The following is a 10,957-nucleotide window of genomic DNA, read 5'->3' as shown; positions in this document are numbered from 1 at the left end:
GCATCATCCCAATAGCGCGCACCCGGGTGACCTTTGGCGACATCTCCGGCATGAGCGGCGAGCTTGTAAGTGATAAGACCAACTTTTACGTCGTCTTTATTGGGTAAACCGAGGTGCTCTTTCGGGGTGACGTAGCAAAGCATCGCACAGCCGTACCAGCCGATCATCGCAGCTCCAATGCCGCTTGTGATGTGGTCATAGCCGGGAGCGATATCCGTGGTGAGTGGCCCGAGTGTGTAGAACGGTGCTTCGTGACACTGCTCTAGCTCAAGATCCATGTTTTCCTTGATCATGTGCATTGGCACATGACCGGGACCCTCAATCATGACTTGAACGTCGTGCTCCCAAGCAATCTTAGTGAGCTCTCCCAAGGTCTTAAGCTCGGCGAGTTGTGCTTCATCATTGGCATCTGCGCCGCTACCAGGTCGCAGGCCATCACCGAGCGAAAAGCTTACATCGTAAGCCTTCATGATTTGGCAAATCTCCTCAAAGTTCTCATAGAGAAAGTTCTCTTTGTGGTGGGAGATACACCATTTGGCCATGATTGAACCGCCGCGGCTTACGATGCCGGTAACGCGTTCAGTGGTCATTGGAACATAAGAGATAAGTACACCTGCGTGCAGGGTGAAGTAATCTACCCCTTGCTCTGCTTGCTCAATTAAGGTGTCCCGAAAGATTTCCCAAGTGAGGTCTTCAGCTACACCGCCGACTTTTTCGAGGGCCTGATAAATTGGGACAGTACCGATTGGCACAGGTGAGTTCCGAAGAATCCAGTCACGTGTATCGTGGATGTTTTTTCCGGTGGACAAGTCCATCACGGTGTCAGCGCCCCAGCGGATAGCCCAAACCATTTTCTCTACTTCTTCTGAGATAGAGGATGTAACGGCAGAGTTACCAATGTTGGCGTTGACCTTCACGAGGAAGTTACGGCCAATAATCATTGGTTCTAGTTCAGGGTGGTTGATGTTCGCAGGAATGATGGCACGGCCTTCAGCGATTTCTTTACGAACGAATTCCGGAGTTACTTCTTGAGGAAGGTTTGCTCCCCACGGATTTCCGCGCAAGCGCTTGTCACGCTCGGCGTGGCTGTAACGTTCTCGCAGTTCAGCCCAGCGCATATTTTCGCGAATGGCGACATATTCCATTTCGGGAGTAATGATTCCCTTTTTGGCATAGTGCATTTGACTAACGTTATGACCGGGCTTAGCACGGCGCGGCTTTCGTGTGAGTGCGGGGAAGCTGGTTCCGCGGGCAAGCAATGAAGTACGGTGTCCGTTGTCTATCGGCTTGACGTCACGCCCTTCATAGAGTTCAGTGTCGCCTTGTTTCTCAATCCACTCACCGCGGTGCTTGGTACCCAGCCCTTTGGCCACATCGATATCGGCTTCTGGCTCTGTATAGACTCCCGAGGTGTCATAGAGTGTGACGATTTCTTTGTTGGTGCAGGTCACTTCTCGCATGGGCACCCGGATATCGGGATGAATGGTGCCTTTGGCGTAGACCTTTTTAGAGCCAGTCAAAGGGGTACGTGTGAGCAATGAATTGGGGTCAACTGGTGTATCTGCGGCCATTATCTTCTCCTGCAGGGCATGGAATTGAAATGGGAATGGCTCAAAACACGAATGCTTGGACGCGTCCCATTCCTTCGTCGGTACAAACCGAATCAGGTTCAACGGGTTAAAGGTGTGAAGCTTTTCTCAGCGCTTGTGCGCACCCCGTGGGAATTCCGAGCTCTGTTGCGATTTGATTCACAGCAGAGCCCGGAGACATTCTCTATAGGCCGGTACTGAGGTTTCTACAAGATGATATCAGGGACAGAACTCAATGGACCACGTGAGGTCTCGAGGCATCAGCTGGCCAATAACCTCGCCTTGAAAGCCAGTGGATGTGTGGCGATAGCGTTTCACCACATCCTGGTCATCGGCAGTTACGTAGAGCTCGGGTTTGCCATCTGAGTCGATGTCGAAAAGCCCAGCAGCATGCTCAAAACCCGAAGAATTGGCATCTACGAGGTGTTGAGTCCAAGCTTTCTCACCGTGTTCCAAGACGAAAATACCAGCTTTCATCGTGGTCACCACAAGCTGCTTTTTCCCGGTATTCATGAAATCGCCGCCTAGAATAACCCGGGCTTGGATGCCTCCATCGAGGGTAGAAATGGTTACGCCGGTCCATTTACCGTTTTTCTGGCGATCGTAGCGACGGATTTCGAGAGGCTTGACTACGCTTGGTCCAGAGACGCTTTTGCGTGTTTGTGCCTCAACGGATGCGTAGAGTTCATCCGTTCCATCACCATCAATGTCACCCACAAAGATTTCTTTAGCGTGGCGCTTTGGAAATTGGGCCACTGTTTCCTGACGATAGGTCTTATTCTCATAGAAAAAACCAATGACGGCGCCGCCTTGTGATGAGTTGGCTCGGTTGGGCTGAGAGGGAGTCGCGAAGAATTCGAGCCTTCCATCACCATCTACATCCCCAATTTCGATTTCGTGAATGAACGTCGTCTTTTGCTTGTATATTTCCTGGATATCCCAGCCCGTTTGGGTGGGTGACGCTACAGCAATAACACCCTGATCGTGAGTGGCGAGAACGAGCTCTTCTTTGCCATCGTGATTGATATCGCCTCTTTCAACATCACGTAAGCGGTCCCATTTTCCACCAAACTCAGGTTTCCAGTGGGATTGGCCAGTCCATTGTCCGCCTGATGAAGTCCAAGTTTTAAGGTGGGCCCCAGTGGCCGCAAGCGTGAGTATTTTTCTTGGTTGGTCAGGCTTGTTAATGCAGAGCGCCTTGTGAAAGACGCGGCTCTCTTCGTCCTCAAGCACTGTGGTGTCAAAGCTCTTCCCGTTGAATGAGAGCATTGTTAATTTTGCCGCGCCAGGCTGAGGGATTTTTTTCCCGTTGGGTAAGCTCTTATACGCAAACTGAGCTTGAGAGAGCAGTAAAGTTGGTTGCTCTCCAGGGTTGGCGGGAGCAACACTTGAAGGTTGCTCGGCTTTGGGCTTAACCGCTTCCGGCTCTGATGGGCTCGAGCAAGCGGTTATGACCCAAGTAAGGCTGAGTAAGAAAGTACGGAGGTATGTGATACGGCGTGGCGACATCTTGTAAGCTTCTCCCAATGAGTTTGTGGGGCTTTATCCAGATACGCTCGTAGCTCAGTTTACCGTGTTACTGCAAACCAAGAATGGTTTTGCCAAGTGCTGATTGAATCAACCACACCGCCAATTCACCGGTAACATTCTTATTGTCGAGGACCGGGTTAAGCTCCACAAGCTCCATACCGATGAGCTTGCCTGTTGCCGCAATGCTTTCACAGAGCAGATGAGACTCTCGTAAGCTTAAACCGCCAGGGACCGGCGTGCCGACACCGGGAGCGTGGCTTGGGTCTACGCCGTCGAGGTCGAAGCTCAAGTGAATACCGGCAGTATTGTCAGAAGCACGCTCAATGGCCTCTGCTACGCAAATATTGGTTCCCCGCGAGTCGATTTCGTGCATCGTGTAAACTCGAACGCCGAGTTCTTTAACCAATGGGATTTCGGTGGCGTCCACATCGCGAGCGCCAAAGACAACAACTTTCTCTGGATTGAGAGCGGGGCTATCGCCGGCCAGCTCGACCAATTTCTTGGGGCCATGACCTAGCAGTGCTGCCAGTGGCATACCGTGAATATTGCCAGATGGACTTGATTCGGGAGTATTCATGTCTGTGTGGGCATCTACCCAAATAACGCCGATGTCCTGATTTTTCGCTTTATAGTGATTGGTCATCCCCGAAAGTGTGCCAATGGCTTGAGAATGGTCACCGCCCAATACCAGTGGTGTTTGTCCGTCATCTGTGGCCTGCTTCACGCGATTGGCAATGAAGGCGCAGGTCTCGTGAATTTCGTCGAGAAATCTGGCTTTGGGGTAACGTGGGTCATTTACGTCGGCTAGACCAATGCCGCAGCTTTTGGTGTCAACGATGGTGTGACCCATTGATTCTAGTTTTGGAACGAGTCCGGCTAAATGGATAGCGGATGGACCCATATCGGTTCCACGCTTACCAGCGCCAAGGTCTAAGTGAACATTAGTAATAGATAGTCTCATGGGACTTCTCCTGCATTCTTGTGTTTGAAAGCACAGATTGTGGTTTGAAGAACTGTCGTCCTTAAGAGTTCATCAAGATGCTGACTCAGAAGAGTCAGGTGGTGCCTGAACATGAACCCAAATCGGACGCGCTCATTATGCGAAAATTTTCAAGCATCCAAGTCAATGGAGTCCTGGCGAGTCTTAAATTGTTGAAAAAAGTACCTTTAAAGAACCAAAAAGGCTGGTGTTGCGATCTGACGCAGTGCTCAGGCGCCAAACCGGTCGGTTGCTTCTACCAGAGCCTGCGCAATTCCAGTTTCACCCACGCTGTGTCCAGCGTCAGCAATCATGTGAAGTTCACTTTTCGGCCACACTTGGTGAAGGTTCCAAGCACTCACTGGGGGGCAAACCACATCGTATCTACCTTGAACAATCACACCGGGTATATTTTGGATTTTCTCAACGTTGTTCAATATGAAGTTTTCTTCCAAGAAGATCTTATTGATAAAGTAGTGGCATTCGATTCGTGCGAAGGCCAGCGCAAAATGAGCATCGTTAGCCTTCTCTAGATAATCAGAATCTGGAATCAGCTTGCTCGTTGCCATTTCCCAGCCCGTCCACTTTTTTGCCGCTTCAAGGCGCGTGGTTTCATCGTTACTGGTAAGCCTTTTGTAATAAGCACCAATGAGGTCACCTTGTTCGTTTTTGGGAATATGGTCACGATAAGGCGCAAATGCATCAGGGAACATTTCACTGGCGCCGTGCTGGTAAAACCATTGTAACTCTTTAGAACGGCAGAGAAAGATACCTCTCAAAACAAGTTCGGAGACCCTTTCAGGATGAGTTTGAGCGTATACCAAGCCAAGGGTGCTGCCCCAAGAACCACCAAAAACTTGCCACTTCTCAGTCCCAAAGTGCTTACGCAAGGTTTCGATGTCTTTAACCGACGCCATGGTGTGGTTGTCTTTTAGTTCGGCGTGCGGTGTTGAATGACCACAGCTGCGTTGGTCGAACTGGACAATGCAGTATTTGAGCGGGTTGAAGTAGCTACGATAACCGGGCTGGCTTCCGCCCCCAGGCCCACCATGAATGACAACCACGGGTTTACCTTGTGGGTTGCCGCTGCGTTCCCAGTAAATCTTGTGGGGCGCCTCAACTTCGAGCATGCCAGATTCGAATGGCTCAATGGCGGGATAAAGAATGTCATCTAAATGCATTGGGTTTCCCGTTCTTAAGAGTTTAGCTGGGGTTGTCCGGTGTATTACGCATATGGTCGGCTAGGCGACCAAACGCACCGAGAAGTTGCTGACGAATGTTCTCGTCGGCTATTTCTTTTTCGAGTGTTTTTTCCATGCACAACATCCATTGATTCCGGGCAGCTGTATCAATGCGAAAGGTTAGATGCCGGGCGCGCAGTCTTGGATGCCCAAATCGTTGCACAAAAAGGTCGGGTCCACCCATCCATCCAACCAGGAACCAATAAAATTTATCGCGGCTGCTGGTGAGGTTTTTGGGGTGAAGTTCAAGAACCTCCTTAGCTTCCGGAAGGGTTTCCATGAAATCGTAGAATCCATCGACAATTCGCCGGATAGGTTCTTCGCCGCCAAGGGCTTCATAGAGGCTTATGTTCTTCTCATCGCTCATGTGAGGTGCGTAGCCCATCCGACGATAATAGGAAAGAGTGTAATTCAATGGCAGATATTCTAGACACTTTAACCACCCGCGACTAAACTCCTAACATGTCTGAAACTAGAGATGCTTTATTCGAAGAGTTTGCCCTCGCGCACGTGACTCGCCTGGAAGAGCTTTTGCGTAAACAGGAGACGCATCTTATTCAGGCCGCGAGAGACCGAAGAGGGCGTTTAACACTTGAGGAAATTCAGGCCGCGTGTCGCCAAGTTTCTGGCGATAAGCGAGAATTAACGCTTAGTTTAGCCGGTTTGGTGCGGGAGTTCGAGTTGTGGCTCGGTCGCCGGTCCGATGGTGACAGTCGGCAAAATCTTTTGGGCAGACTTACGGTTCAGCCTTTCGAGCATTTATGCGAGGGACACTTCGACGGGGGGATTCGTCAGGGCGCATTGAGTCGCCGTATGATTCCCGCCTTTCTTCGAGCCACAGCTTTTCTAGTCGGTTCACAACACTGTGATGCTTGGCAGAACGAACTGGCACTCTTGCACGATAAGTTGAACTTACGGAGCAAGCAGGCTCAAAAAGAAGGCGGTTGGAATGTTTTCTATCAGGATGAACTCGCTCGAACGGTGAGTTTACGCATGTCGGCTCGATTCTTGTCTCGGTTTCATCCCTACGAAAAGCGCCGGGACTGGTTTTTGGCTTATATGAACGACCACCTGGGTGAAATCCAAAAGAACCTTCCAAGGGCAGGCTCCGACGATATCTGGCATTTTCAGGACAAACATTACTTGGTTGTAATGGATTCGTTTACCAAACCTTTGCGCGAGGCCCTCCGGTTGCCCAAGCAGCAACAGTCTCTACGTTTGTCGCTGTCCAAGGAGCGTTTGTCTAAGCTAAAGGCTGCAGTCGCTCAATTGGATGAAGAACTCAGTGGGAGACCCTAGGTTCTGCGTGAGCGGTTTGATGAATTGTTTTATTCGGAGATAAGCTCCTGGAACTCTTAGGATGAACGATGCGACAAGAAAGAGAACTCTGCTTTATTTACAACGCGCAAAGTGGAGTGGGGCACGCTCTCATAGACTACGTTCACAAGATAGTTTCCCCAAATACTTACGCTTGCTCTTTGTGCAGTGTGACCTACGGGAATCTTGGGATGCATCGCGGCTGGGCCAAGTACCTTAAGGGGTTACCGTTCAAGACACGTTTTCTTTACAAAGATACCATGCCGGAAAACCTTCAAGATACGGCTCTTCCCGCGGCTTTTGTGGTGATGGCGGGTGAGTGGAAGCAAGTGATGAATGACTCGCAGATGAACAAAGCCACGACGTTGGATTCACTTATCTCACTTTGCGACAAGTCTCTTGCATCCTATCTGGCCGCATGAATGATTTCTTCGAGATCTAGCTCTACGACGAGTTCTTTGTCTAGCTTATAGGCGCCAATAATAAAAGATTGCATCTCTTGGTCCAGTGTTGCTGGGGGTAGGCAAAAATCTTCTTCATCCACGAAAATAATGTCAGAGATAGAGTCGACTAAGAGGCAAACCAGCTCTTTGTCGTGAAGAACGACGACGTTCATTGGGTTTTGTTCTCGTGAACGTGGGGGCAAGGCCAGTCTGGTACGTAAGTCTAAAGCGGTTATGATTTGCCCTCGTAAACTTAAAAGACCAGCCACCCAGGCTGAACTGGCGGGAACAGGAGTCATCGGGATATGGCGCGTAACTTCCTGTAGTGCTTCGAGACCTATTCCATAGAGATGGTCGGCTAAGCGAAACGTACAAAGTTGTTTGGTGGCCATACCCTAAGACCCATAACCGTAGCCGTCGGAATCGCCAAAAAAATGTTCTTATTTTTTAACATATTAGTGGTTAGAGTTGCTCTATTCGGCCTGGCGATTTATTCTGTGATCTTGATTTAAACCCTTTCTTAAGGCTCGAGGTTGATAATGTCTTGGTTAAAGAAGCTCGGTATCGGGCGTGGCAATGCAAAAGACGAAAGTGAAGGCAGGCGTGACCGTGAACGTGCCGAAGTGAAGCTTCCTTTTGCCCTTGAGGTAGGCGACAACAAGTATGTGGGCTACTCAAGTGATGTGAGCTTGGAAGGTGCACTGCTTCAGGTCGAAGAGGGTACCGTCTTAAGCCCCGAGATTGCGGGTTGGAACGGTAAACTTCGATTAATGCTGCCACGCGGTGAAATGCATTGTGACTGCAAGGTATCTCGCGTGAAATGGAGCGCGATTGCCATCAAGTTCTTGGGAATGAAAAAAGGGGAAGAGTCCGAGAAGCTTCGGGATTACCTCGAGACTCAGCTTGGCGAAGTTTGGTGAGCTTGTTTCTGCGCGTTTAGTGTCCACGTTTCTGCATTCAATCTACTGCTTAAAATCGATTCAGGTAATGCCAACGGAGCGCCCATAAGGTGTGTTGCGAGTTGCTGAGAACAAAAGGGGGCCCACTGAAGCCCTCGGGAAGCGAAACCACCGAGTACGAAAAGGCCACTGGAACCTGGAATGGCTCCAATGAGCGGTTGTTTCTCGGGAGCGATGACTGCACGAACTCCTCGCCATGAACCTAGCCATTCACTTTGATGAGTCTCACCCACCCATTGGCCAATTTTACTCAGAAGAATTTGCCGCAAGGCCGCATCGTCTTCGGGTTCCGGGGCACTCTCTTGGTGATAGGTGGCTCCTAGGATCCAGCTACCATCGGCCATGGGGCAAAGGTGACCTCTACCACTCACAGCGTGAGTCTTTGGAAATGCCGAAGGCATCGTGATCTGTGCGAGGTACCCAGCCGTGCTTCGTAAGGGAAGGTTCGGAAAAAATTGGAGTAACTCAGACCCCGTGGCAAATACTACTTGCTCGGCTTCAATCGATTCTCCGTGAAGGTCAACTTGCCAATGATTGGGTAGATTGGAAACCCTAAGCACTTGAGAAGTCTTTATACATACGCCAGCTTCGATGAGCTTCTGGGTTAAGTAATCACTAACTTCATTCATCGGCAGCGTGGCGGCCTCGGCGAATTCGATGGCGCCATCGCACCCATTTAAATGAGGATAAACCTCTTGTAGTTCGGCTGTGCTGAGCTGACGAACGCCCACATGTTCGTTGAGAATCTCTTGGCTTTGCTGAAATGATTTGAGGAGCCTACGCCCTGGCTGAATTTCGAGATTAAAGGGTCGAAGCAGTTTCAGGTTGGTGATGCATTGAGCCCGGAGTGCTGAGGGGAATGTCTCGATCCAGCTCATGGTATAGCGAAAGGCTTTTAAGGTTCCTGGCTTGGGATTAAGTGAAGCTCCGGGGACTGGATTTAAGAGTCCGCCCGGATTGGTCGACCCAGTTTGACCTGTAACCGGTCGGTGGACGATGACTAAATTCTTAGAGTCGTAGCCAGCTTGAACAAGACTTTGAGCCAATGTGAGTCCAGCAATTCCGCCACCAATAATTAGAGTGGTTTTAGTCATCGGGTTGCCCCAGGTTGCTTATGGGCTGGCAATAGTTTGTAGCCTTGGAGGGATTTTGGATTGGGTGATGCGCCAGTCATTTCTCTTTTGCCGCCAACACCGGGCTGAATACCGACGTGTAGTCCTGCCTTTGCCATCGCTCTTCGTGTGGGAGTGGCGGCGCTGTAAGTCGTAAGAATGCCATCGTCTTTCATAGCGTGCCTGGCAGCGGAAAACCAAGCGTCGGTCCAGCCGTCGGGATTGACCCTTGGGTCGAAGGGGTCGTGGTAAACAGCGTCGAAGGTGGCTCGAGGAAGCTTGGCTCTTCGGAAGTCGCCTAACCACAAAGTAAGCGTGATATTCAAAGATGGGTGCTTCATGAAAAGGGGCTGCTTCGGTATTTCTAGCGCCATATTCAAAGCACTCAACAAGAGTTCTAAATCTGAGTAGAAACCGTGTGCTTTATGTAGCTCTTGCGCAATCGCAGGCAAAACAGGAGCACGTTCAATGGCATGGTAATGAAGCGCAGCAGTCGAATGATTTTCTCTGTACCTCTTTAGTGTACTCATTAAGTTGCTGCCGCCGCCCAGACCGAATTCTAAGATATTCCATGGTCCTTTTTTGGAGAAGACCCGGCTACCTTCCACAAAGACATAGGTAGACTCGGTATATGCGCCAAAGAGCGAGCGGTAGGTGATCCCAGTGGCTCGGTCGATTAAAGTTGATGAGCCATCTAGAGTGGATTCAATTTCTAATGCATCAATTTGAATTTCACTTGCATCTACGTTGTTCATGATAGTTTTTTGGGCGTAGGATAAACGGGGAAGCAAGATACCATGAACTTAGGCCTATGCCGTTGAGATTTTGGGTACATGGTGAACCTTGTCATTGTGTGAGGGATCGGACGTGGATATAGGCAATGGACGCGCTCTTGCGCAACCAAAAATCCGCGGATTGTCGAAGAAGGAGTTCAAAGATGGGTGTAGAGATCGAGCGTAAGTTCCTTTTACAGAGTGACTCTTGGCAAGCTGATGCTGATGCAGGGGAGTATTATCATCAAGGTTACCTTTCTACGACACCTGAGCGGGTCGTAAGAGTTCGCCAAATGGGTGAAAAAGCTGTGGTGACGATTAAGGGTAAGGGAGATGGAATAAGTCGTCCTGAATTTGAATACGAAATACCCTTGGATGATGCTCAAACGATGCTACGCGAACTTTGCTTGCAGCCCACCATTGAGAAGCGACGGCATAAGCTTACGTGTGGTCCTCATACTTGGGAGATCGATGTTTTCGCCGGTGAGAATGAGGGATTGGTTGTCGCCGAAATTGAGTTGACGAGTGAAGATGAAGCTTTTGAAAAGCCGGATTGGGTTGGGGCTGAAGTTAGTCACGACACCCGCTATTTGAACTCTAATTTAATCGCCCAACCGTTTAAGAGCTGGTAGCATTTTGCGACTTTTTATTTCCCCTCTAAGAGTGTAAGAGCTTGTCCTACATCGCTATTTCCTGAATTTAGATTCGGTTTTGTCTTTACAAGTGAACCTTCAGAATGCAAAACTCATTTTGCCTGGGGGCGGGCAAGGGATAACCAAACACAGCATCGCTGATGTTTTGGGGGCCATCGCTGATGATGCGGCTTCGGCCAAGTTCGGCGATGTTACGAGCGAGTCGTCAAACCATTTGCCCTGATTCTTACATCATTGGCTTTGGAACTTGATGTACCGCTGCGTTTTCTACGTACGATTCGCCTGCTTTGGGGGGTGAAATTGAGCTTGGGGGAGCTCAGCGTAGAAGAGGGCTTCTGGCAACAAATTCCCGAGTTTGCCA

Annotated in this window: 12 protein-coding genes and 1 riboswitch; of the genes, 4 read left to right on the top strand and 8 right to left on the bottom strand. The window is 49.9% G+C overall.

Annotated features, from left to right (window positions below; all coding sequences use genetic code 11):
• The 5 genes from thiC to HOK28_24755 form a co-directional block, all read right to left on the bottom strand.
• A partial coding sequence (gene thiC / locus HOK28_24775; protein MBT6436327.1) for a phosphomethylpyrimidine synthase ThiC occupies window positions 1-1,571 on the bottom strand: 1,571 nt, incomplete at its 3' end.
• Between the two features lie 52 nt (window positions 1,572-1,623).
• Window positions 1,624-1,728, bottom strand: a riboswitch (TPP riboswitch).
• A gap of 80 nt (window positions 1,729-1,808) precedes the next feature.
• Window positions 1,809-3,098, bottom strand: a complete 1,290-nt coding sequence (locus HOK28_24770) for a VCBS repeat-containing protein (protein ID MBT6436326.1) — start codon at window positions 3,096-3,098, stop codon at window positions 1,809-1,811.
• Between the two features lie 67 nt (window positions 3,099-3,165).
• Window positions 3,166-4,080 carry an arginase gene (gene rocF / locus HOK28_24765; protein MBT6436325.1) on the bottom strand — a complete coding sequence of 305 codons (915 nt, stop codon included), beginning with the start codon at window positions 4,078-4,080 and terminating at the stop codon, window positions 3,166-3,168.
• A gap of 248 nt (window positions 4,081-4,328) precedes the next feature.
• Window positions 4,329-5,279, bottom strand: a complete 951-nt coding sequence (gene pip / locus HOK28_24760) for a prolyl aminopeptidase (GenBank protein ID MBT6436324.1) — start codon at window positions 5,277-5,279, stop codon at window positions 4,329-4,331.
• Window positions 5,280-5,301: 22 nt separating this feature from the next.
• The gene (locus tag HOK28_24755) at window positions 5,302-5,706 is read right to left on the bottom strand and encodes a group II truncated hemoglobin (protein ID MBT6436323.1); all 405 of its coding nucleotides are present in this window, start codon (window positions 5,704-5,706) and stop codon (window positions 5,302-5,304) included.
• A gap of 95 nt (window positions 5,707-5,801) precedes the next feature.
• Here HOK28_24755 and HOK28_24750 point away from each other — a divergent pair, with 95 nt between their 5' ends.
• Complete coding sequence (locus HOK28_24750) at window positions 5,802-6,638, top strand: hypothetical protein (protein ID MBT6436322.1); 837 nt, start codon at window positions 5,802-5,804, stop codon at window positions 6,636-6,638.
• 68 nt (window positions 6,639-6,706) lie between these two features.
• Complete coding sequence (locus tag HOK28_24745) at window positions 6,707-7,078, top strand: hypothetical protein (GenBank protein MBT6436321.1); 372 nt, start codon at window positions 6,707-6,709, stop codon at window positions 7,076-7,078.
• Here HOK28_24745 and HOK28_24740 read toward each other — a convergent pair.
• The gene (locus HOK28_24740; protein ID MBT6436320.1) at window positions 7,063-7,491 is read right to left on the bottom strand and encodes a chemotaxis protein CheW; all 429 of its coding nucleotides are present in this window, start codon (window positions 7,489-7,491) and stop codon (window positions 7,063-7,065) included. The genes HOK28_24745 and HOK28_24740 overlap by 16 nt on opposite strands.
• 147 nt (window positions 7,492-7,638) lie before the next feature.
• On the opposite strand from HOK28_24740, the gene HOK28_24735 reads away from it, so the two are divergent.
• Window positions 7,639-8,019 carry a PilZ domain-containing protein gene (locus tag HOK28_24735; protein ID MBT6436319.1) on the top strand — a complete coding sequence of 127 codons (381 nt, stop codon included), beginning with the start codon at window positions 7,639-7,641 and terminating at the stop codon, window positions 8,017-8,019.
• Here the strand turns inward: HOK28_24735 and HOK28_24730 are convergent.
• Both HOK28_24730 and mnmD read right to left on the bottom strand, forming a co-directional pair.
• Window positions 7,998-9,152 (bottom strand): FAD-dependent oxidoreductase, encoded by a 1,155-nt coding sequence (locus HOK28_24730; GenBank protein MBT6436318.1) that lies wholly within the window; start codon window positions 9,150-9,152, stop codon window positions 7,998-8,000. The two genes, HOK28_24735 and HOK28_24730, sit on opposite strands and share 22 nt — an antisense overlap.
• Window positions 9,149-9,925 carry a tRNA (5-methylaminomethyl-2-thiouridine)(34)-methyltransferase MnmD gene (mnmD, locus tag HOK28_24725; GenBank protein MBT6436317.1) on the bottom strand — a complete coding sequence of 259 codons (777 nt, stop codon included), beginning with the start codon at window positions 9,923-9,925 and terminating at the stop codon, window positions 9,149-9,151. The genes HOK28_24730 and mnmD overlap by 4 nt, the downstream gene beginning before the upstream one ends.
• 182 nt (window positions 9,926-10,107) lie before the next feature.
• Here mnmD and HOK28_24720 point away from each other — a divergent pair, with 182 nt between their 5' ends.
• On the top strand, window positions 10,108-10,575 hold the full coding sequence (locus HOK28_24720; GenBank protein ID MBT6436316.1) for a CYTH domain-containing protein: 468 nt from the start codon (window positions 10,108-10,110) through the stop codon (window positions 10,573-10,575).
• The last annotated feature ends 382 nt before the right edge of the window (window positions 10,576-10,957 follow it).

It is taken from the genome of Deltaproteobacteria bacterium, from assembly GCA_018668695.1.
Lineage (GTDB): Bacteria > Myxococcota > XYA12-FULL-58-9 > XYA12-FULL-58-9 > JABJBS01 > JABJBS01.
This window is presented reverse-complemented; position numbering and strand designations above follow the sequence as displayed.

Excerpts from the sequence above, each read along its gene's own strand:
- HOK28_24745 (MBT6436321.1), top strand. The coding sequence starts at position 6,707 with ATGCGACAAGAAAGAGAACTCTGCTTTATTTACAACGCGCAAAGTGGA.
- HOK28_24735 (MBT6436319.1), top strand. The coding sequence starts at position 7,639 with ATGTCTTGGTTAAAGAAGCTCGGTATCGGGCGTGGCAATGCAAAAGAC.
- pip (MBT6436324.1), bottom strand. The coding sequence starts at position 5,279 with ATGCATTTAGATGACATTCTTTATCCCGCCATTGAGCCATTCGAATCT.
- HOK28_24755 (MBT6436323.1), bottom strand. The coding sequence starts at position 5,706 with ATGAGCGATGAGAAGAACATAAGCCTCTATGAAGCCCTTGGCGGCGAA.
- mnmD (MBT6436317.1), bottom strand. The coding sequence starts at position 9,925 with ATGAACAACGTAGATGCAAGTGAAATTCAAATTGATGCATTAGAAATT.
- HOK28_24720 (MBT6436316.1), top strand. The coding sequence starts at position 10,108 with ATGGGTGTAGAGATCGAGCGTAAGTTCCTTTTACAGAGTGACTCTTGG.
- HOK28_24730 (MBT6436318.1), bottom strand. The coding sequence starts at position 9,152 with ATGACTAAAACCACTCTAATTATTGGTGGCGGAATTGCTGGACTCACA.
- rocF (MBT6436325.1), bottom strand. The coding sequence starts at position 4,080 with ATGAGACTATCTATTACTAATGTTCACTTAGACCTTGGCGCTGGTAAG.
- HOK28_24740 (MBT6436320.1), bottom strand. The coding sequence starts at position 7,491 with ATGGCCACCAAACAACTTTGTACGTTTCGCTTAGCCGACCATCTCTAT.
- HOK28_24750 (MBT6436322.1), top strand. The coding sequence starts at position 5,802 with ATGTCTGAAACTAGAGATGCTTTATTCGAAGAGTTTGCCCTCGCGCAC.
- HOK28_24770 (MBT6436326.1), bottom strand. The coding sequence starts at position 3,098 with ATGTCGCCACGCCGTATCACATACCTCCGTACTTTCTTACTCAGCCTT.